This is a genomic window from Enterobacter sp. EGD-HP1 (assembly GCF_000733275.2).
Classification (GTDB): domain Bacteria; phylum Pseudomonadota; class Gammaproteobacteria; order Enterobacterales; family Enterobacteriaceae; genus Enterobacter.
Genome location: NZ_AVOP01000034.1, coordinates 254,720 through 274,986, shown reverse-complemented (window position 1 = coordinate 274,986; position 20,267 = coordinate 254,720). Strand labels below are relative to the sequence as shown.

Sequence of the window (20,267 nt, the reverse complement as noted above, 5' to 3'; positions counted from 1 at the left end):
ATCTATATAAGTGGTAAGAAACCATGCACATTACATTGCGTCAGCTGGAAGTGTTTGCCGAGGTGCTGAAAAGCGGTTCGACAACCCAGGCGTCACAAATGCTGGCGCTCTCGCAGTCTGCGGTCAGCGCGGCGTTGACCGATCTTGAAGGACAGCTGGGCGTTCAGCTTTTCGACAGGGTAGGGAAGCGTCTGGTGGTCAACGAGCACGGTCGTCTTCTTTATCCACGCGCGCTGGCGCTGCTGGAACAGGCTATCGAAATCGAACAGCTGTTCCGCGAGGACAACGGCGCGATCCGCGTCTACGCCAGCAGCACCATTGGGAATTACATCCTTCCGGAAGTGATTGCCCGCTACCGCCGGGATTTCCCGACCCTGCCGCTGGAGATGAGCGTGGGCAATAGCCAGGACGTGATCAACGCGGTGATCGATTTCCGCGTGGATATCGGCCTCATCGAAGGGCCCTGCCATAACGTCGATATCATTGCCGAGCCCTGGCTGGAAGATGAGCTGGTGGTGTTTGCGTCCCCGGCCTCGTCGTTATTGCAGGGCGAGGTGACGCTGGAGCGCCTGGCGCAGGCCCAGTGGATCCTGCGCGAGCAGGGATCCGGCACGCGTGAAATTGTCGATTATCTGCTGCTTTCCCATCTGCCGCATTTCCAGTTAGGGATGGAGCTGGGGAACTCCGAGGCTATCAAGCACGCGGTGCGTCACGGTCTGGGGATCAGCTGTCTTTCCCGGCGCGTCATTGCCGAACAGCTTGAAACGGGGTCGCTGGTTGAAATACCGGTTCCATTGCCGAAGCTGGTGCGCACGTTATGGTGCATTCATCACCGCCAGAAACACCTTTCCAGCTCGCTGCAGCGTTTTCTGCGCTACTGCGCCATTTAACGTTCCCCGGTGGCGCTTCGCTTACCGGGGCTACGCGCGCCCGTCACCCCACATTTTTATGCTTTACTTATAATCCTGGCCGAGTCATGAAGCTCTCTTATAACTGAGTATTTCTGCCGGAAGGAACGCGGATCGTCTGCTACAATCGCGCCTCATTTATTAAATGGACAGCATTTTCATATGGTTTCAGAAATTAAAACCACAGAAGCGCCCACGCTACGTCGTGAACTCAAGGCGCGTCACCTGACGATGATCGCTATTGGCGGCTCAATCGGTACAGGTCTTTTCGTTGCCTCTGGCGCAACGATTTCGGCAGCCGGCCCGGGTGGGGCATTATTCTCTTATATCCTGATTGGCCTGATGGTGTACTTCCTGATGACCAGTCTCGGCGAACTGGCCGCGTACATGCCGGTATCCGGTTCGTTCTCGACCTATGGTCAAAAATACGTTGAAGAAGGCTTCGGCTTCGCGCTGGGCTGGAACTACTGGTACAACTGGGCGGTTACTATCGCTGTTGACCTTGTCGCCGCACAGCTGGTGATGAACTGGTGGTTCCCGGATACGCCGGGCTGGATCTGGAGCGCCCTGTTCCTCGCCGTCATCTTCTTGCTGAACTACATCTCCGTGCGCGGTTTCGGCGAAGCGGAATACTGGTTCTCTTTGATCAAAGTGGCAACCGTCATCATCTTTATCGTCGTCGGTGTGGCGATGATCGTTGGTATTTTCAAAGGCGCAGAACCTGCAGGCTGGAGTAACTGGGCGATAGGCGATGCGCCGTTTGCCGGTGGACTGTCGGCGATGATTGGCGTGGCGATGATTGTCGGCTTCTCCTTCCAGGGCACCGAGCTGATTGGTATCGCCGCCGGTGAGTCAGAGAACCCGGAGAAAAATATTCCGCGTGCGGTCCGTCAGGTATTCTGGCGTATCCTGCTGTTCTATGTGTTCGCGATCCTGATTATCAGCCTGATCATCCCGTACACCGATCCAAGCCTGCTGCGTAATGACGTAAAAGACATTAGCGTCAGCCCGTTCACGCTGGTCTTCCAGCACGCCGGCCTGCTTTCTGCTGCGGCAGTGATGAACGCCGTTATCCTGACCGCTGTGCTTTCAGCCGGTAACTCCGGGATGTACGCGTCCACCCGCATGCTCTACACGCTGGCATGCGACGGTAAAGCCCCGCGTATTTTCGCGAAACTGTCCCGCGGCGGCGTCCCGCGTAACGCGCTGTACGCGACAACGGTAATCGCTGGTCTGTGCTTCCTGACCTCCATGTTTGGTAACCAGACGGTGTACCTGTGGCTGCTTAATACCTCAGGGATGACGGGCTTTATTGCCTGGCTGGGGATTGCCATTAGCCACTACCGTTTCCGCCGCGGCTTCGTCAAGCAGGGTCACGATATTAACTCGCTGCCGTATCGCTCCGGCTTCTTCCCGCTGGGTCCCATTTTCGCCTTCATTCTGTGCCTGATCATTACGCTTGGACAGAACTATGAAGCGTTCCTGGCGGACACCATTGACTGGGGCGCCGTCACGGCGACCTACATTGGTATTCCGCTGTTCCTCGTCATCTGGTTTGGCTACAAGCTGACGAAAGGAACAAAATTCGTTCGCTACAGTGAAATGGAATTCCCGGAACGATTTAAACAATAACCGCACTTCCTCTCTTTTAACCCGCTCATTCGAGCGGGTTTTTTTATTCCCGCATTCTGGAACAAAGATATATTTCTTAACAATTTAATTGATAATAATTATCGTTTGCTTTATCGTTATCAAAAATAAGCGTGTCACCGACCCACCGCAGATGTGGGCGGCAAGGAAGACGCTGTGAGCAATGATGATTTGATTTAGTTGTATTTACCTCATGGAGATATGGAATGTTTAGGTTGAATCCCTTCGTCAGGGGAGGACTTTGTGCGTCCGCAATGTCCCTGGCCCTGCCTGTTATCGCAGCGGAATCCGGCGACACGATGGTTGTAACGGCCTCCGCGACCGAGCAAAACCTGAAAGACGCACCCGCAAGCATCAGCGTGATTACCCAGGAAGATTTGCAGCGCAAGCCCGTTCAGAATCTGAAAGATGTGTTACGGGATGTGCCGGGCGTTCAGCTCACAAGCGAAGGGGACAACCGTAAAGGGGTAAGTATCCGTGGACTGGACAGCAGCTATACGCTGATCCTGATCGACGGCAAGCGCGTCAACTCGCGTAACGCGGTGTTCCGGCATAATGATTTCGACCTTAACTGGGTGCCGGTTGACGCCATCGAACGCATCGAAGTGGTGCGCGGACCTATGTCTTCTCTGTACGGTTCCGATGCACTGGGCGGCGTGGTGAACATTATCACCAAAAAAATCGGCCAGAAATGGACGGGTACCCTGAGCGCCGATTCCACGATTCAGGAGCACCGCGACCGTGGAGACACGTACAACGGCCAGTTCTATACCAGCGGCCCGCTGGTGGACGGCCTGCTGGGGCTGAAAGCCTACGGTAGCCTCGCGAAGCGTGAGAAAGACGGTCAGCAGAAATCCTCTACCACGGCGAGCGGTGAAACGCCGCGCATTGAGGGCTTCACCAGCCGCGATGCGAATGTGGAGTTCGCCTGGACACCGTCTGAAAACCACGACTTTACGGCGGGCTACGGCTTCGACCGTCAGGATCGCGACTCGGATTCCCTCGATAAAAACCGCCTTGAACGTCATAACTATTCTCTCAGCCACAACGGTCGTTGGGGCGTCGGCAACAGCGAGCTGAAGATTTACGGCGAAAAGGTGGATAACAAAAACCCGGGCAACAGCCATCCGATCACCTCCGAGAGCAACGCGGTGGACGGAAAATACGTGCTGCCGCTGGGCGAAATCAACCAGCTGCTGACCTTCGGCGGCGAATGGCGTCACGATAAGCTGAAAGATCCGGTCAACCTGACGGGCGGTTCCAGCAGCAGTACGTCGACAAGCCAGTATGCCCTGTTCCTTGAGGACGAGTGGCGAATCTTTGAACCTCTGGCGCTGACCACCGGCATCCGTATGGACGACCATGATACCTACGGTGACCACTGGAGCCCGCGAGCCTATCTGGTCTACAACGCGACCGATACCGTAACGGTGAAAGGGGGCTGGGCCACCGCGTTTAAAGCGCCGTCGCTGCTGCAGCTGAGCCCTGACTGGGTCACCGGCTCGTGCCGCGGTGCCTGTGAGATTGTCGGTAACCCGGACCTGAAGCCGGAAACCAGCGAGAGCTTCGAATTCGGTCTCTACTACAGTGGGGAAGAGGGCTGGTTAGAGGGCGTGCAGGCCAGCGTCACCACCTTCCAGAATAATGTGGATGACCGCATCAGCATCAGCCGTACGGCCAATGTAAACCAGGCGCAGGGCTACCCTAACTATGTCGGGCTGAATGCCGACGGCGAGCCGATTTTCCGCTACTACAACGTTAACAAGGCGCGCATCCGCGGGGTGGAGACCGAGCTGAAATTCCCGCTGGCGGACGACTGGAAAGTGACGCTGAACTACACCTACAACGACGGTCGTGATATCAGCAACGGCGGCAACAAGCCGCTGTCCGATCTGCCGTTCCACACCGCCAACGGAACCGTTGACTGGAAGGCAACGCAGGACTGGTCGTTCTACGTTCAGGGCAACTACACCGGTGAGAAACGCGCGCTGACCAGCAGTGCAGCAACGCCGGGTGGCTATGTCATCTGGAATACCGGCGCCGCGTGGCAGGTAACGAAAGCCATGAAGCTGCGCGCGGGCGTGCAGAACCTGCTGGATAAAGATCTGAGCCGTGACGATTACAGCTATACCGAAGATGGCCGTCGCTACTTTGTCGGCGTGGATTATAAGTTCTGATGTAACCTCTATGCCCGGTGGCGCTTCGCTTACCGGGCCTACAAAATCCACGAACGTAGGCCGGGTAAGGCGAAGCCGCCACCCGGCAATCATCCGCACTTACGCGAACAAATGCTCCGCATGGAAGCGGAGATGATCCTCAATAAAGGACGCGATGAAGTAATAGCTGTGGTCATACCCCGGCTGAATGCGCAGCGTCAGCGGCCAGTCCTTCTGGCGTGCCGCTTCTGCCAGCACCGCAGGCTGTAGCTGTCCGGCGAGGAACTGGTCCGCATCGCCCTGATCGATAAGCATCGGGATCGCATTTGCCGAGCTGCTGGCCAGCATCAGCGCACAGCTGTCCCATTCCTGCCAATTCGCTTTATCTTCACCCAGATAGTTCGTGAAGGCTTTCTGCCCCCACGGCACCTGCGTTGGGTTCACAATTGGCGCAAATGCCGACACGCTAACGTATTTTCCCGGATTTTTTAGCGCCATGATTAACGCCCCGTGTCCACCCATGGAGTGTCCGCTGATGGCGCAGCGGTTGCTTACCGCAAACCCGGACTGAACCAGCGCGGGCAGCTCGTCGCGAAGGTAATCATACATGCGGTAGTGGCGCGCCCAGGGCTGCTCGGTCGCATTCAGATAAAATCCGGCACCTTTGCCCAGGTCATATCCTGCATCGTCGGCCACATCATCGCCACGCGGGCTGGTGTCAGGCATCACCAGCGCAATACCCAGCTCGGCGGCAAGTCGCTGCGCGCCCGCTTTGGTGGTGAAGTTTTCGTCGTTGCAGGTCAGGCCTGACAGCCAGAACAGAACCGGCGGATTTTCCGTCGGCGGCAGGAAAATACTGAACGTCATCGCACAGTTCAGGACGGTGGAGTCATGCCGCCAGCGCTGCTGTCGACCTTCAAAACAACGGTGCTCTTCGAGCAGTTCCATGCAGGGCTCCTTAATGAGAATGCGTATTCATAAAAACCATAATACAGCCTTTTCATTGACCTGTGAGCAACTTTCACTTTCGCCGGACGGCGAGATGCTGCATCATAAATTTACTTTTCTTTAACAATTGGAGCCATCATGGCGCTGCGTATTGCGCTCAGTGGGTTTGTCGTTCTGGTGGTGGCGATGGGGATAGGGCGCTTCGCCTTTACGCCTCAGGTGCCGCTCATGATTGCTGCCGGACAGCTTACACTGACCAGCGCGGGTCTGGTCGCGGCGATGAACTATCTGGGCTATCTGGTGGGGGCATGGGATGCCATGCGCGCGCACCGCTTTGTGGAAACGCGCCTCTGGCTTGGCATCACCGGTGCGGTTGCGCTGACGCTGCTCTCCGCGGCGGCGGATAACGCCGTGGTGCACGGCCTGCTGCGCTTCGTGATTGGCTGCATGAGCGGCTGGTCGATGGTGCTCATTGCCGCCTGGACCAACGAAAGGCTGGGGCAACTGGGTAAACCAGGCCTGAGCGCTGCGGTGTTTGCCGGACCGGGGGCGGGCATTGCCCTGAGCGGGCTGCTCGCCGTCTATATCCAGGCAAAATCTCTTTCGGCCGGGGCGGCATGGCAAATCTACGGCGTGCTGGCGCTGGTGCTAATCGCGCTGGTGGCACGCTACCTCCCGCGATCCGGGCAGCTCCATCGCCCCGGCACCGCCCCGGAGCCGCTGGTGCTGACGGCGGATTTAAAGCGCCTGGTCTGGAGCTACAGCCTGGCCGGGTTTGGCTATATCCTGCCGGCGACATTCCTGTCGCAAATGGCGGCGGTGCGTTTTCCCGGCAGCCTGTTTGCGCAGTTTGTCTGGCCGATTTTTGGCATCGCCGCCGTGGTGGGCATTGCGCTCAGTATTCTTTTACGCCACACCTCAACGGCTAACCGCAGGCTGGCTATCGTGCTGTGGTTGCAGGGCGCTGGCGTGCTGGCGGCCTGGCTGCTGCCGGGGATTGGCGGTTTGCTGACGGGCGGGCTGCTGGTGGGCGGCGGCTTCTTGTGTGCCGTGCAGCTCTCTCTTTTATACGGTCGCGAGCTGGCGCCAAACCACACGCGCTATATGGCCGGCCTGCTCACCACCGGGTATGCAATTGGTCAGTTGATTGGCCCGATGACCTCGGCGTTATCAACCTGGCTTACCCACCGGCTGGAGCCCGCGCTGGGGTTGGCGGGCATTGCGCTGTTTGTCGGGGGAGCTCTGGTCTGGAATCGCCACGCTGAAAGGCAACAGCAATTGCAATAATTATCGCCGTGAATACTGGATTATGTGCGCGGCCTCACGCACAATGAGCGCATACTTTTGCCACAACGAGGGCAAAAGACGCCACACCTGCAGGAGAACAAAATGTCATCACTCAGTAAAGAAGCTGCCCTGGTCCACGAAGCCCTGGTTGCGCGCGGTCTTGAAACGCCACTGCGTCCGCCCGTACAGGATTTGGACAATGAAACCCGCAAGCGTCTGATTGCCGGTCATATGACCGATATCATGGAGCTGCTGAATCTCGATCTGAGTGACGACAGTCTGATGGAGACGCCGCACCGTATCGCGAAAATGTACGTCGACGAAATTTTCTCCGGGCTGGATTACGCCAACTTCCCGAAAATCACCGTCATTGAAAACAAGATGAAAGTGGATGAGATGGTGACGGTACGCGATATCACGCTGACCAGCACCTGCGAACACCATTTTGTGACCATCGACGGTAAAGCGACCGTGGCGTATATCCCAAAAGACACGGTGATTGGCCTGTCGAAGATCAACCGCATCGTGCAGTTCTTTGCACAGCGTCCGCAGGTTCAGGAGCGTCTGACGCAGCAGATCCTGACCGCGCTGCAAACGCTGCTGGGCACCAATAACGTGGCCGTCTCTATCGACGCGGTTCACTACTGCGTGAAGGCGCGCGGCGTGCGTGATGCAACCAGTGCGACCACAACAACCTCGCTGGGCGGCCTGTTTAAATCGAGCCAGAATACCCGCCAGGAGTTCCTGCGCGCGGTACGTCACCACAACTAAGTCTTACAGGGCAGGAACCATGGAGCGAAACGTCACGCTCGATTTTGTTCGCGGCGTCGCCATTCTCGGTATCCTGCTGCTCAATATCAGCGCCTTCGGTCTTCCGAAGGCGGCTTATCTCAATCCTGCCTGGTATGGCGACATCACGCGCAGTGATGCCTGGACCTGGGCTGTCCTTGACCTCTTCGCGCAGGTTAAATTCCTTACGCTGTTTGCCCTGCTGTTTGGCGCTGGTCTGCAACTGCTCCTCAAACGCGGTACGCGCTGGATCCAGTCGCGCCTGACGCTGCTGGTTCTCCTCGGCTTTATCCACGGCCTGTTCTTCTGGGACGGCGATATTCTTCTCGCGTATGGGTTAGTCGGGCTCATCTGCTGGCGTCTGATTCGCGACGCGCACAGCGTAAAAAGCCTGTTTAACACCGGCGTGATGCTCTATGTCATGGGGCTTGGGGTACTGCTGCTGCTGGGGATGATTTCCGGCGAGGCGACAAACCGTGCCTGGATCCCGGATGCTGCTAACCTGCAGTACGAACAGTACTGGAAGCTGAAGGGCGGCACGGAAGCGATAAGCAACCGCGCGGATATGCTGGGGGATAACCTCCTTGCGCTGGGGGCGCAATACGGCTGGCAGCTGGCGGGCATGATGCTGATGGGCGCGTCACTGATGCGCACCGGCTGGCTGAAAGGGGAGTTCAGCCTGCGTCACTATCGGCGAACGGGCGTCGGGCTGGTCCTGCTCGGCGTGCTGATTAACCTCCCGGCGGTCATTGCACAATGGCACATCCACTGGGATTACCGCTGGTGCGCGTTCCTGCTTCAGGTGCCGCGCGAACTGAGCGCGCCGTTCCAGACCATCGGCTATGCGGCGCTGATCTATGGCTTCTGGCCAACGCTTTCCCGCCTGTGGATCGTCAGCGCTATCGCCTGCGTGGGCCGCATGGCGTTGAGCAATTACCTCCTGCAAACGCTGATCTGCACCACGCTTTTCTATCGCTTTGGCCTGTTTATGAAATTCGACCGCCTCGCGCTGCTGGCGTTTGTTATCCCGGTTTGGGTAGTAAACCTGGCATTTTCTGTTCTCTGGCTACGCTATTTCCGCCAGGGACCGCTGGAGTGGGTGTGGCGTCAGTTAACCGCACATGCTTCAGGGATATCAATGAAAAATACATCCAGATAACGATCTGGATCACAATCATTAACAAAACGGATGTAAGCGTTTTCATGAGTGTGAGCTTCTTCACGTAGTCCCCTTTCTCTCGCTGCCAAAATAGCCACCTTGCTAAACACAGGGGGTGTCTGTGAGTTGCTGCAATCCTTTGAAGGATGGTGAATATGATCACCATTCGTGACGTCGCCCGTCAGGCGGGCGTTTCTGTGGCTACCGTCTCACGCGTGCTGAACAACAGCGCGCTGGTCAGCCCTGAAACCCGTGAAACCGTAATGAAAGCCGTGACCCAGCTCGGGTACCGGCCAAATGCCAATGCGCAGGCGCTTGCGACGCAGGTCAGCGACACCATCGGCGTGGTGGTGATGGATGTATCGGATGCCTTTTTCGGCGCGCTGGTCAAAGCGGTCGACGTGGTCGCCCAGCAGCATCAGAAATATGTCCTGATCGGCAACAGCTATCATGAGGCGGAAAAAGAGCGCCATGCCATCGAAGTGCTGATCCGCCAGCGCTGTAACGCCTTGATTGTCCACTCAAAAGCTTTGAGTGATGAAGAGTTAACCGGCTTTATGGATCAGATCCCGGGCATGGTGCTGATCAACCGCATCGTTCCCGGCTATGCCCATCGCTGCGTCGGGCTGGATAACGTCAGCGGCGCCATGATGGCCACGAAAATGCTCATCAACAACGGGCATCAGCGGATCGGCTATCTGGCCTCCAGCCATCATATTGAAGATGACGACATGCGGCGCGAGGGGTGGCAAAACGCCCTGAAAGAGCACGGCATTACGCCGTCAGAAAGCTGGACAGGCACCGGTACGCCGGACATGCAGGGCGGCGAGGCGGCAATGGTCGAGCTGCTGGGCCGCAACCTGCAGCTTTCTGCGGTGTTTGCCTATAACGACAGCATGGCGGCAGGGGCCCTGACGGCGCTGAAAGATAATGGCATTGCGGTGCCACAGCATTTATCACTCATTGGCTTTGATGATATTCCGATTGCCCGTTACACCGACCCGCAGCTGACAACGGTGCGCTACCCCATTGCCTCTATGGCGAAACTGGCGACTGAGCTGGCGTTACAGGGGGCGGCAGGGCTGCTGGATCCGGGCGCAACGCACTGTTTCATGCCGACTTTAGTGCGCCGGCACTCCGTCGCGGCCAGGCAAATTGTGGTTCCGATCACTAACTGATTACATCAGGTGATGTAACCGTTTTCAATCTGTGAGTAAATTCACAGTATCTTAACAAGGCGCTGACTATGATGTCAGCGTTTTAGGAGCTGAAACGCTATGTAACGGTGATTATTCACTTTCACTATAGCCAATGTGCCGCAAACAACGAATAAAACGCATTTCTGGAGCGTTACCGAACACGGAAGATAGAAATTTTATAAGTGAACTTCGGCTGTCAGTAACGTTTTATTAACACCTGCCCGCCGATCGTTATTCACAAGAACTACCCTGCATAAAAAAAACCGGAGATACCATGAATAAGAAGGTGTTGACCCTGTCTGCTGTAATGGCAAGCATGCTTTTTGGTGCAGCAGCGCACGCTGCGGATACCCGTATTGGTGTGACCATCTATAAATACGACGACAACTTCATGTCTGTTGTGCGTAAAGCAATTGAGAAAGATGCGAAAGCAGCGCCAGACGTTCAGCTGCTGATGAACGACTCCCAGAACGACCAGTCCAAACAGAACGACCAGATCGACGTTCTGCTGGCGAAAGGCGTGAAAGCCCTGGCCATCAACCTGGTTGACCCGGCTGCAGCAGGCACGGTTATTGAAAAAGCGCGCGGCCAGAACGTGCCAATCGTCTTTTTCAACAAAGAACCTTCCCGTAAGGCGCTGGATAGCTACGACAAAGCGTATTACGTCGGTACCGACTCCAAAGAGTCCGGTATTATTCAGGGCGATCTGATCGCCAAACACTGGGCGGCGAACCCGAGCTGGGACCTGAACAAAGACGGTCAGATTCAGTTCGTACTGCTGAAAGGCGAACCCGGCCACCCGGATGCTGAAGCCCGTACCACTTACGTTATCAAAGAGCTGAACGACAAGGGTCTGAAAACCCAGCAGCTGGCGTTAGATACCGCGATGTGGGATACCGCTCAGGCGAAAGATAAGATGGACGCGTGGCTGTCCGGCCCTAACGCGAACAAAATCGAAGTGGTTATCGCCAACAACGATGCGATGGCAATGGGTGCGGTAGAAGCGCTGAAAGCGCACAACAAATCCTCCATTCCTGTGTTCGGTGTAGATGCGTTGCCAGAAGCGCTGGCGCTGGTTAAATCTGGTGCGATGGCCGGTACCGTTCTGAACGATGCCAACAACCAGGCGAAAGCGACCTTCGATCTGGCGAAAAACCTGGCCGACGGCAAAGGTGCGGCAGATGGCACCAGCTGGAAAATTGAAAACAAAATCGTTCGCGTACCTTACGTGGGCGTAGACCAGTCCAACCTGGCTGAGTTTATCGGTAAATAAGTTAGCGGTACTGTCTCCACTGGGCGCAATTCGTTGCGCCCTTTTATAACGCGATATGCGAGGCCAACAAGGTATAATTATGGTCAGCACAACTACTCAGTCATCCGGTGAATACCTGTTGGAAATGAGCGGTATCAACAAGTCATTTCCCGGCGTTAAGGCACTCGATAATGTTAATTTAAAAGTTCGTCCTCACTCTATTCACGCCTTAATGGGTGAAAACGGTGCGGGTAAATCAACATTATTAAAATGTCTTTTTGGGATCTATCAAAAAGATTCTGGCAGCATTCTTTTTCAGGGGAAAGAGATCGATTTCCATTCAGCGAAAGAAGCACTGGAAAACGGTATCTCGATGGTTCACCAGGAATTAAACCTGGTGCTGCAGCGTTCAGTTATGGATAACATGTGGTTGGGGCGTTATCCAACCAAAGGTGTTTTTGTCGATCAGGACAAAATGTATCGCGACACCAAAGCGATTTTCGACGAGTTGGATATTGATATCGATCCGCGCGCCCGCGTGGGAACATTATCCGTCTCCCAGATGCAGATGATCGAAATCGCCAAAGCGTTCTCCTATGATGCGAAAATCGTCATCATGGACGAACCAACATCATCATTAACGGAAAAAGAGGTTAATCACCTTTTTACCATTATTCGTAAGCTAAAAGATCGCGGCTGCGGCATTGTGTATATCTCCCACAAAATGGAAGAGATCTTCCAGCTGTGCGATGAGATCACCATCCTGCGCGACGGTCAGTGGATTGCCACGCAGCCGCTGGAAGGGCTGGACATGGACAAGATCATCGCCATGATGGTTGGCCGTTCTTTAAACCAGCGCTTCCCGGACAAAGAAAACAAGCCGGGCGAAGTGATCCTGGAAGTGCGCAATCTGACCTCGTTACGTCAGCCGTCTATTCGCGATGTCTCCTTCGACCTGCACAAGGGTGAAATCCTCGGGATTGCCGGTCTGGTTGGCGCAAAACGTACCGATATCGTGGAAACCCTGTTCGGTATCCGTGAGAAAGCCGAAGGCACGATTACGCTGCACGGTAAGAAAATCAACAACCATAACGCCAACGAAGCCATTAATAATGGTTTTGCGCTGGTGACGGAAGAGCGTCGTTCGACCGGTATTTATGCCTATCTGGATATTAACTTTAACTCGTTAATTTCTAACATTCGCAATTATAAAAACAAAGTCGGACTGCTGGATAACTCCCGCATGAAAAGCGATACCCAATGGGTCATTGACTCCATGCGCGTGAAAACGCCAGGCCACCGCACCCAAATTGGTTCGCTGTCAGGCGGTAACCAGCAGAAAGTCATTATCGGCCGTTGGTTATTAACCCAGCCAGAAATTCTGATGCTGGATGAACCGACCCGCGGTATTGACGTCGGCGCGAAGTTTGAAATTTATCAGCTGATTGCCGAGCTGGCGAAAAAGAATAAAGGGATCATTATTATTTCTTCCGAAATGCCGGAATTGTTAGGGATCACGGATCGTATTCTGGTTATGAGCAATGGTCTCGTTGCCGGTATTGTTGACACCAAAACGACAACGCAAAACGAAATTTTGCGTCTTGCGTCTTTGCACCTTTAAGATCAGGGGCTCCTCATGAGTGCGTTAAATAAAAAAAGTTTTCTCACTTACCTGAAAGAAGGCGGTATTTACGTTGTTCTTTTAGTACTGCTGGCTATCATCATTTTCCAGGACCCTACGTTCTTAAGCCTGCTGAACCTGAGTAACATTCTGACCCAGTCCTCCGTGCGTATTATCATTGCGCTGGGCGTGGCGGGCCTGATCGTGACCCAGGGGACGGATCTTTCTGCCGGTCGTCAGGTGGGTCTGGCGGCGGTTATTGCAGCAACCCTGCTGCAGTCGATGGAAAACGCCAACAAGGTCTTCCCGGAAATGGCCACCATGCCAATTTTCGTGGTGATCCTGATTGTCTGCGCCATCGGGGCGGTGATTGGCCTGATCAACGGTATTATCATCGCTTACCTGAACGTGACGCCATTTATCACCACCCTGGGTACGATGATCATCGTTTACGGTATCAACTCCCTGTACTACGACTTCGTGGGTGCGTCGCCGATTTCGGGCTTTGACAGCGGCTTCTCGACCTTCACGCAAGGGTTTATCGCGCTGGGCAGCTTCCGCCTGTCGTACATCACCTTCTATGCGCTGATTGCGGTAGCCTTCGTCTGGATCCTGTGGAACAAAACGCGCTTTGGTAAAAACATCTTTGCCATCGGCGGTAACCCGGAAGCGGCAAAAGTGTCCGGGGTAAACGTTGCTCTGAACCTGCTGATGATTTACGCGCTGTCCGGTGTGTTCTACGCCTTCGGCGGGATGCTGGAAGCTGGCCGTATCGGCTCTGCAACCAACAACCTTGGCTTCATGTACGAGCTGGATGCGATTGCGGCCTGCGTGGTGGGCGGTGTCTCCTTCAGCGGTGGCGTGGGTACGGTACTGGGCGTGGTGACCGGTGTGATTATCTTCACCGTGATCAACTACGGGCTGACCTATATCGGCGTGAACCCGTACTGGCAGTACATTATCAAGGGCGCGATCATTATCTTCGCGGTCGCGCTGGATTCACTGAAGTACGCGCGTAAGAAATAATCGTCTCTCGCTATACCCGGCCCGCTCACCGAGCGGGCTTTTTTATGCCCTATGCCAGCTGTGACTCCTCTCGGGTCACAATGCGTTCAAACCAGTCGAGTTCAGAGAGCTTGCAGGCGACCCACTGTGCGGAAAAAGCGTCGCCCAGGCTGTCGGTGAGGTACTGACAGCGGGCAAAGGTCTCAATCGCCTCCTGCTGAAACAGCGGCAGTTCGGGCCGATCGTGCTGCGGTTCGGGCAAATCCTCCTCGTCGATGTTTTCCAGCCCGTACAGCATGCCGGTGAGGATAGCGGCTGCCACCAGATACGGATTGGCATCAGCCCCGGCCAGCCGGTACTCGATACGACGGTTGTTGTCATCCGAACAGGGAATACGCAGGGCAGCGGAGCGGGTGTTATAGCCCCATGAGTTAAATACGGGTTCCGTCAGGTTTTTACGCAGGCGACGAAACGCGTTGACGCCCGGCGCAAGAATGGCGACAGAGGCGGGCATCAGCGCCAGCTGGCCCGCAATGCACAAACGCATCATGCTGTTAAGCGCGTTCACCGGGGAAGCAAAGACATTTTCGCCGTGACGATTGTTCAGGCTGAAATGAAAGTGCAGGCCGCTGCCGGACAGCTGGCTAAAAGGTTTAGCCATAAAGTTGGCCTGCAGGCCGCGCTTTTCGGCAACGTATCGGGTCAGGCGACGCAGCGCCAGCACGTTATCGCAGACCTCAACGACGCGATGGCTGTGCTTCAGGTTTAATTCGTACTGGCCGGACTCGGCTTCCGCCACGATCCCGGACAGCGGGATGCGCTGAAGGTGCGCCAGCTGTTCCAGCTCGTCAAACAGCGCCGCATGCGCCGACGAGGTATCCATGTGAAAACAGCCCTGATTTTGCGGATCCCGATCGTCATGCCCCGTCAGATAGAACTCGATTTCCGGGGCAATCACCGGGAAGAGCCCGTGCTGGTGGAAGCGGGCCAGCACGTTCTGCAGTATCACGCGCGGCTCAAGCAAGCAGGGGTTACCGTTGCTGTCTTTCATCGTCAGCAGGATCTGCGCGTTGTACTGCGGATCCTGCGGACAGGGGCGCAGGGAGCCGGCGACCGGAACGCAGAGTCGGTCCGGCTCATCATGAAGCGGGGCGGCAATTTTTCCTTTCTGATCCATCAGGTAGACCGAAAGGGGAAAATAACAGCCTTTTTCCAGGGTCAGCATGCTCTCAACCGACAGACGCTTGCCGCGCATCGTGCCGTTGATATCGTTCAGGTAAACGTCGACATGTTTCGTCTGCGGGTAACGTTCCAGATAATCTGCTACTTCCACTGAAATGTTGTGCTGCAGGGCGTCAATTTTTTCATCAAGCCAGAGACCGGAATTGAGTGCGCCAGGAAGCGATAAACCGGGAAAGTTAAAATACGGACGGAGACTTTTGAGGAAAAACGCATTCATTATTGAGTTCATAGTCATTCTTCAATGAAGCCGTAGCGGCAGTGAACTCAGCTTAAAAGAGCCGACGTAAAGGGGGGATAAAAAGCGTCAGGCCCGGCGTAAAGAAAGTATAAAGGCGGCCCTGTTATTTCTCTTTTTTCTGCAAATCAAGCAGCTGTTCGGGCGTGACGGCCGGGTAACCCTGCGCATCTTCCGGTACTTCGTGCATCGCCGGAATGGGTACCAGCGGGCCTAAAAAGCGCGGTTCGCGTTTGAAAATATACAGGTCTGCCAGCGCGCCAAAACGCGCACCAAACTCGCGGACGCGCACGCTCAGCATATCTTTTGGCGACGGCACCGCGTAACACTGCGCCTGAATGCCCATATGCAGCGCGATAAACAGCGCGCGCTCGCAGTGGAAGCGCTGGGTGATGATGATGAAGTCGTTGGTGTCGAAAACTTTGCGCGTGCGCACGATGGAGTCCAGGGTGCGGAACCCGGCGTAGTCGAGCACGATATCGGCAGGATCCACGCCCGCTGCAATCAGGTCCTTCCGCATCGTCACCGGTTCATTGTAGCTTTGCAGAGCGTTATCCCCGCTCAGCAGCAGGTAGTTTACCTTGCCGCTGTTGTAGGCGTTAAGCGCGCCCTGAATGCGGTAACGGTAATACTGGTTAATGACGCCGGTGCGGTAATACTTGGCGGTGCCGAGCACCACGCCAACCTGACGATAGGGCAGGTCCTGCAGGTCATCAAAGATGTAGGGGGCGGTTTTCCAGCTCATCCAGCGGTCGAGACCCAGCACGATCAACAGCAGTATGCCGACCAGGACAGACAGGCTGTAAAAAACGCGCTTTAACATGGAGATGGCTCGTTCGTGGATGAAATTTAACTCAGGCTACTTTACCCGCCTGGTTAGCGCAAGAAACAGCGACTCAACTGAGGGGTTTTTCAGCAAACTGGCGGGCACTTCTGCCCGCCGAAAGGATTACGCAAGCAGTACGCGGTCAATTGTCGTACAGCCTAACGCTTTGAGCGTTGCGGCGGTGGCATCCCACTGAATCAGTGGCGCATCAGCAATCTCAGCCAGAACGGCGCGCTGAATGTCCGGATAGTCATAGCCGTTCAGGCTCAGCAGGTTGAGTGCACCCTGCAGCGGTGGCAGCGTTGGGTTAAACGCGGCGTTTTCCGCATAGCTCCCGCTAAAGATTCGGCCATCGCGGCACTGCAGCGCCACGCCGCTCGGGGACTTGCTGTAAGGCGTGTGGCTCTTGTTCGCCGCGCGAATGGCTGCCTGGTTCAGGTCATCGCCGGACAGGGCGTAACCGTGGTCCTGATCGTCCATCAGGAGCGTTTTGATCTCCAGATCTTTCGGGCCAAACGCGTCGGGCAGATAATCCCCCAGCGTGTGCGGCGCGCGGCCCGGCAGGTTGATGCGCAGCTGCAGCCCGCTGTTCAGCTCGTTCATAAACTGACGGCAGTGGCCGCAGGGGGTGTAGTTAACGGTAATGGCGCTCAGGGCTTTTTCACCGCGCAGCCAGGCGTGGCTGATGGCGCTCTGCTCGGCGTGAACGGTTTGCTGCATGGTCGCGCCCAGGAACTCCATGTTGCCACCGAAGTACCAGGTTCCGCTGACGCCGCGCGCAATCGCCCCGACGTTAAAGTGGGAGAGATCGGCCCGCGCGCAGGCGGCGGCCAGCGGGAGCAGTGCGAAAGCCAGCGCGTCTTCGTCCAGTCCCGTTGCCTGTTTCAGCATCGTGACCTGCTCCGCGGTCAGCAGGGCGGGGAAGTGTGCATCTGCCAGAACGGGAGCAAGGGCTGACTGCAAATTCTCTGCAAGCTGGGCGAAAGCAGCTTGAAAACGTGGGTGCATGGCGTTTGCCTCATAAAGGTTAATGGATCGGTAGTTTACGGAGCCGTCAGGGCTTTATATGTGATCCACTTCTCATTATGTATGCAACTTATGAAATCAAAATGAAATTTGCGCGACGCATCGCAAATTTTAGCCCATCACCGCCAGAATCAGCGGGAAAATGAACGGGGCCAGCAGGGAGGTGATAATCCCGCAGATCACCAGCGCCAGCGAGCTAAACGCCCCTTCCTGATAGTCCAGCTCCGCACAGCGGGCTGTGCCCAGGGCGTGGGAGGCGGTCCCCATCGACAGTCCCCGTGCCGCTTTAGTGTGAATACGCATCCCGTTCAGCAGGGTGTGACCAAACACCGCGCCGAGAATACCGACGAAAATAACGCACATCGCGCTGATGGCCGGAATACCGCCGAGGCTGCCGCCGACCGCCATCGCGATAGGCGTAGTCACCGATTTCGGCAGGATAGAGGCGGCAATCTGCGGGGAGGCCCCCATCAACAGCGCTACCGACGTTCCGGTGATCATCGCCACCAGGCTGCCCACAAAACAGATGGTAATGATGGATTTCCAGCGGGCGCGGATCTGGTGGAGCTGCTCATATAAAGGAAAGGCGAGCGCCACAACGGCAGGCTGCAGCAGGTCGTTTAAGATTTTGCTGCCGGCAAAGTAACGTTCGTAAGGAATGCCGGTGAGCAGCAGGAACGGAATAATCACCACCATCGCCACCAGCAGGGGGTTCAGCAAGGGCATTTTGAAACGCGCGGCAAGCTTACGTGCGGCGAAAAACACTGCCAGAGTGAGCGGCAGGGACCACCAGATATTGGCCATCATTTTTTTGTTTTCTCCCCAATCACGTTACGTTCGCCATGCACCAGATGCGAACTCCAGCTCACGACCAGGAAAACCACCAGCGTACTGACGGCGCAGGAGACCACAATCGGGCCGAACTGGGCCTTGAGCAAATCAAAATACTGCATCACCCCGACGCCGATAGGCACGAAAAGCAGCGCCATATAGCGAATGAGGACGAAGCAGCCGGGGTTGACCCATTTTGCGGGCAGGATTTGCAGCGCCAGCAAAACAAAGAGGATCAGCATACCGATAATGCTGCCGGGAATGGTGATAGGCAGCAGCGACGCGACGAAAATCCCGGCATACAGACAGGCGTAAATCAGAACGAATGCGCGCAGATATTGCCAGATAATGTTCAATGATTTGCTCATGGTGATAGTCCTTGCTGAAACGCATTCATCATACAATTAAACCTAAAAATGTGCCACGGATCACATCATGAAATTTGAGCATACCAGACATTCCAGAATGGAACGTCCGATATCACCTTACAGGGGCAGGCTACAGTTTAGAGGAAAGGGCGTGCGGTGGCGAAGTGACGCGCCAGAGAATGCATCAGCGCGAGGCGGTCAGTTTATCGAGAAAAGAAAACAGCACCTGATTCATTTCGCGATAATCATGCGAGCGAAGTTTTTCCGCCGTTTCGACAAAACGGAATTCAGCCGCGCGGCGGAGATCGTTCTGCGAATGTTCAATCAGCAGCTCAACGACCTCCGGCGTCAGCTCCATATGGCACTGAAAACCGTAAACCCGTTCGCCATATTGCACGATCTGACGGGGACAGCCCTCGCTGTAAGCGAGCACCTTAGCCTGCGGCGTTAACCCTGGCATGTCGTTATGCCAGTGACCGACGCTCAGCTCGTGGCCAAAATCCTTAAACAGCGGGTTGGCCTTGCCTGCCTCAGTGAGCCTGACGGGAAAGTTGCCGATCTCTTTTTCGGGGCTGTGGCAAAACGCTGCGCCCAGCGCTTCGCCGATAAGCTGTGAGCCCAGACAAACGCCTATCACCGTTTTACCTGCCTCTATCGCGCGGCCGATGAGTCGTATTTCCGCCTGCGCATCAAACCAGGGGCATTCCTCAAGCGTGGTGGCGGGTGACTGCGGGCCTCCCATGATGATAAGCACGTCCGTGCTCTCCAGGTCTTCGGGTAACGGATCGCCCTGATAAACTCTGGAGTAGCTCAGGCTACAGCCGCGGTTTTTCCCCCAGATTTCATAGGCACCTGGCGCTTCGAAATGTTCATGCAGGATAAAATGAATGTGCATTGCGTCTCTCTCTGGTTACGTGTACAAGCAGCATCATAAGAGGAAGGGAGGAATGTGAAATGCCAACCGTTATCGATAAAACGCCAATTCACGACGATGCCATTGGATGGTCCAGAGGGGCAATTCGCTATACGCGCGGCGAAGTGGATCCGCCTCACCGGCATTCACAGGGGCAACTTTTGTTTGCCATCAAAGGGGTGATGCTGGTCGAAACCGGCACCAAACGCTGGGTCATCCCGCCGCAGCGCGCGCTGTGGATCCCGCCTTTTCAGGAACACGCCTACAGCGTGTTATCCGCAACGGAGCTCCGCGCGGTCTGGTTTAGCCCGGCGCTGATATCGCAATGTGAGCCTTTTAAACGGAAAGAAGAGGTTCACGTGATTATGGCGACAGCGTTGTTCAAAGAGCTGATTGCCGGGCTGTTCAGTGAGCAATATCGGCCAGCCAGTCAGCGCAGCATGGCCGTTTTGCTGCTCGACATCCTCAGCGAGGCGCAGCAGATTTCGGCCGAATTACCGATGCCCGTGGATGAGCGGTTACATCGCGTTGCCTGTGACATCATTGCCAGCAATCTCTGGGATGTTTCAATGGACAGGCTGGCGGAACAGGCCGCGATGTCTGAACGCACATTCTCACGCGCCTTTATTAAAGATACCGGCTTTAGCTTCCGGGCCTGGCGACAGCGAGCAAGGATTTGTGCCTCTCTGGACCTGCTCGCCAACGGATATCCGGTTAAACAGGTGGCCTGGATGCTGGGGTTTTCCGGGCAGGCGGCATTTGCGGCGGCGTTTCGCGCCATTGTCGGAGCAACGCCGGCTGACTTTTTCCCTGAACAGAAGCGCTTCCCAGCGATATAGAGAGCGGCTACTA

The 20,267-nt window shown here is 55.7% G+C and carries 18 protein-coding genes; 11 read left to right on the top strand and 7 right to left on the bottom strand.

The window, feature by feature from the left end; genetic code table 11:
- Positions 1 to 23 precede the first annotated feature (23 nt).
- The 3 genes from yieE (at position 24) to cirA (ending at position 4,735) form a co-directional block, all read left to right on the top strand.
- The gene (gene yieE, locus N037_RS19970; RefSeq protein WP_023312476.1) at positions 24 to 890 is read left to right on the top strand and encodes a DNA-binding transcriptional regulator YeiE; all 867 of its coding nucleotides are present in this window, start codon (positions 24 to 26) and stop codon (positions 888 to 890) included.
- 180 nt (positions 891 to 1,070) lie between these two features.
- On the top strand, positions 1,071 to 2,540 hold the full coding sequence (locus N037_RS19965; protein WP_023336352.1) for an amino acid permease: 1,470 nt from the start codon (positions 1,071 to 1,073) through the stop codon (positions 2,538 to 2,540).
- A gap of 224 nt (positions 2,541 to 2,764) precedes the next feature.
- Positions 2,765 to 4,735, top strand: a complete 1,971-nt coding sequence (cirA, locus tag N037_RS19960) for a catecholate siderophore receptor CirA (protein ID WP_032642921.1) — start codon at positions 2,765 to 2,767, stop codon at positions 4,733 to 4,735.
- Positions 4,736 to 4,834: 99 nt separating this feature from the next.
- On the opposite strand, the gene fghA is transcribed toward cirA, so the two are convergent.
- A complete protein-coding gene (fghA, locus tag N037_RS19955; RefSeq protein WP_032642919.1) occupies positions 4,835 to 5,662 on the bottom strand; it encodes an S-formylglutathione hydrolase in 828 nt (275 codons plus the stop codon).
- Between the two features lie 138 nt (positions 5,663 to 5,800).
- Between fghA and N037_RS19950 the strand changes: the two genes are divergently transcribed.
- From N037_RS19950 to mglC, 7 genes are all read left to right on the top strand, one after another.
- On the top strand, positions 5,801 to 6,949 hold the full coding sequence (locus N037_RS19950; RefSeq protein WP_032642917.1) for a YbfB/YjiJ family MFS transporter: 1,149 nt from the start codon (positions 5,801 to 5,803) through the stop codon (positions 6,947 to 6,949).
- 102 nt (positions 6,950 to 7,051) lie between these two features.
- Positions 7,052 to 7,720, top strand: coding sequence for a GTP cyclohydrolase I FolE (folE, locus tag N037_RS19945; protein ID WP_008500927.1), 669 nt, complete (start codon positions 7,052 to 7,054; stop codon positions 7,718 to 7,720).
- Positions 7,721 to 7,739: 19 nt separating this feature from the next.
- A complete protein-coding gene (gene yeiB / locus N037_RS19940; protein WP_032642915.1) occupies positions 7,740 to 8,897 on the top strand; it encodes a DUF418 domain-containing protein YeiB in 1,158 nt (385 codons plus the stop codon).
- 155 nt (positions 8,898 to 9,052) lie between these two features.
- Positions 9,053 to 10,075, top strand: coding sequence for an HTH-type transcriptional regulator GalS (gene galS / locus N037_RS19935; protein ID WP_032642913.1), 1,023 nt, complete (start codon positions 9,053 to 9,055; stop codon positions 10,073 to 10,075).
- A gap of 295 nt (positions 10,076 to 10,370) precedes the next feature.
- Positions 10,371 to 11,369 carry a galactose/glucose ABC transporter substrate-binding protein MglB gene (gene mglB / locus N037_RS19930; protein ID WP_023336346.1) on the top strand — a complete coding sequence of 333 codons (999 nt, stop codon included), beginning with the start codon at positions 10,371 to 10,373 and terminating at the stop codon, positions 11,367 to 11,369.
- Positions 11,370 to 11,448: 79 nt separating this feature from the next.
- Positions 11,449 to 12,969, top strand: coding sequence for a galactose/methyl galactoside ABC transporter ATP-binding protein MglA (mglA, locus tag N037_RS19925; RefSeq protein WP_008500922.1), 1,521 nt, complete (start codon positions 11,449 to 11,451; stop codon positions 12,967 to 12,969).
- A 15-nt stretch (positions 12,970 to 12,984) separates the two neighbouring features.
- Positions 12,985 to 13,995 carry a galactose/methyl galactoside ABC transporter permease MglC gene (mglC, locus tag N037_RS19920; protein ID WP_013097952.1) on the top strand — a complete coding sequence of 337 codons (1,011 nt, stop codon included), beginning with the start codon at positions 12,985 to 12,987 and terminating at the stop codon, positions 13,993 to 13,995.
- Between the two features lie 49 nt (positions 13,996 to 14,044).
- On the opposite strand, the gene N037_RS19915 is transcribed toward mglC, so the two are convergent.
- From N037_RS19915 to N037_RS19890, 6 genes are all read right to left on the bottom strand, one after another.
- Positions 14,045 to 15,433, bottom strand: a complete 1,389-nt coding sequence (locus N037_RS19915; protein WP_032642911.1) for a glutamine synthetase family protein — start codon at positions 15,431 to 15,433, stop codon at positions 14,045 to 14,047.
- Between the two features lie 124 nt (positions 15,434 to 15,557).
- Positions 15,558 to 16,274, bottom strand: coding sequence for an outer membrane permeability protein SanA (gene sanA, locus N037_RS19910; protein ID WP_023336344.1), 717 nt, complete (start codon positions 16,272 to 16,274; stop codon positions 15,558 to 15,560).
- A gap of 126 nt (positions 16,275 to 16,400) precedes the next feature.
- Positions 16,401 to 17,285: a cytidine deaminase gene (gene cdd, locus N037_RS19905; RefSeq protein WP_032642910.1), complete on the bottom strand. Its 885-nt coding sequence runs from the start codon at positions 17,283 to 17,285 to the stop codon at positions 16,401 to 16,403.
- 129 nt (positions 17,286 to 17,414) lie between these two features.
- Positions 17,415 to 18,110 carry a CidB/LrgB family autolysis modulator gene (locus N037_RS19900; RefSeq protein WP_029740398.1) on the bottom strand — a complete coding sequence of 232 codons (696 nt, stop codon included), beginning with the start codon at positions 18,108 to 18,110 and terminating at the stop codon, positions 17,415 to 17,417.
- The gene (locus tag N037_RS19895) at positions 18,107 to 18,502 is read right to left on the bottom strand and encodes a CidA/LrgA family protein (RefSeq protein WP_023336341.1); all 396 of its coding nucleotides are present in this window, start codon (positions 18,500 to 18,502) and stop codon (positions 18,107 to 18,109) included. The genes N037_RS19900 and N037_RS19895 overlap by 4 nt, the downstream gene beginning before the upstream one ends.
- 184 nt (positions 18,503 to 18,686) lie before the next feature.
- Complete coding sequence (locus N037_RS19890) at positions 18,687 to 19,397, bottom strand: type 1 glutamine amidotransferase (RefSeq protein ID WP_032642909.1); 711 nt, start codon at positions 19,395 to 19,397, stop codon at positions 18,687 to 18,689.
- 59 nt (positions 19,398 to 19,456) lie between these two features.
- Between N037_RS19890 and N037_RS19885 the strand changes: the two genes are divergently transcribed.
- Positions 19,457 to 20,254 carry an AraC family transcriptional regulator gene (locus tag N037_RS19885; protein ID WP_032642908.1) on the top strand — a complete coding sequence of 266 codons (798 nt, stop codon included), beginning with the start codon at positions 19,457 to 19,459 and terminating at the stop codon, positions 20,252 to 20,254.
- Positions 20,255 to 20,267 lie beyond the last annotated feature (13 nt).

Excerpts from the sequence above, each read along its gene's own strand:
- yeiB (WP_032642915.1), top strand. The coding sequence starts at position 7,740 with ATGGAGCGAAACGTCACGCTCGATTTTGTTCGCGGCGTCGCCATTCTC.
- fghA (WP_032642919.1), bottom strand. The coding sequence starts at position 5,662 with ATGGAACTGCTCGAAGAGCACCGTTGTTTTGAAGGTCGACAGCAGCGC.
- N037_RS19950 (WP_032642917.1), top strand. The coding sequence starts at position 5,801 with ATGGCGCTGCGTATTGCGCTCAGTGGGTTTGTCGTTCTGGTGGTGGCG.
- N037_RS19890 (WP_032642909.1), bottom strand. The coding sequence starts at position 19,397 with ATGCACATTCATTTTATCCTGCATGAACATTTCGAAGCGCCAGGTGCC.
- mglB (WP_023336346.1), top strand. The coding sequence starts at position 10,371 with ATGAATAAGAAGGTGTTGACCCTGTCTGCTGTAATGGCAAGCATGCTT.
- sanA (WP_023336344.1), bottom strand. The coding sequence starts at position 16,274 with ATGTTAAAGCGCGTTTTTTACAGCCTGTCTGTCCTGGTCGGCATACTG.
- yieE (WP_023312476.1), top strand. The coding sequence starts at position 24 with ATGCACATTACATTGCGTCAGCTGGAAGTGTTTGCCGAGGTGCTGAAA.
- galS (WP_032642913.1), top strand. The coding sequence starts at position 9,053 with ATGATCACCATTCGTGACGTCGCCCGTCAGGCGGGCGTTTCTGTGGCT.
- folE (WP_008500927.1), top strand. The coding sequence starts at position 7,052 with ATGTCATCACTCAGTAAAGAAGCTGCCCTGGTCCACGAAGCCCTGGTT.
- mglC (WP_013097952.1), top strand. The coding sequence starts at position 12,985 with ATGAGTGCGTTAAATAAAAAAAGTTTTCTCACTTACCTGAAAGAAGGC.
- N037_RS19885 (WP_032642908.1), top strand. The coding sequence starts at position 19,457 with ATGCCAACCGTTATCGATAAAACGCCAATTCACGACGATGCCATTGGA.
- cirA (WP_032642921.1), top strand. The coding sequence starts at position 2,765 with ATGTTTAGGTTGAATCCCTTCGTCAGGGGAGGACTTTGTGCGTCCGCA.
- N037_RS19915 (WP_032642911.1), bottom strand. The coding sequence starts at position 15,433 with ATGAATGCGTTTTTCCTCAAAAGTCTCCGTCCGTATTTTAACTTTCCC.
- N037_RS19900 (WP_029740398.1), bottom strand. The coding sequence starts at position 18,110 with ATGATGGCCAATATCTGGTGGTCCCTGCCGCTCACTCTGGCAGTGTTT.
- N037_RS19965 (WP_023336352.1), top strand. The coding sequence starts at position 1,071 with ATGGTTTCAGAAATTAAAACCACAGAAGCGCCCACGCTACGTCGTGAA.
- cdd (WP_032642910.1), bottom strand. The coding sequence starts at position 17,285 with ATGCACCCACGTTTTCAAGCTGCTTTCGCCCAGCTTGCAGAGAATTTG.
- mglA (WP_008500922.1), top strand. The coding sequence starts at position 11,449 with ATGGTCAGCACAACTACTCAGTCATCCGGTGAATACCTGTTGGAAATG.
- N037_RS19895 (WP_023336341.1), bottom strand. The coding sequence starts at position 18,502 with ATGAGCAAATCATTGAACATTATCTGGCAATATCTGCGCGCATTCGTT.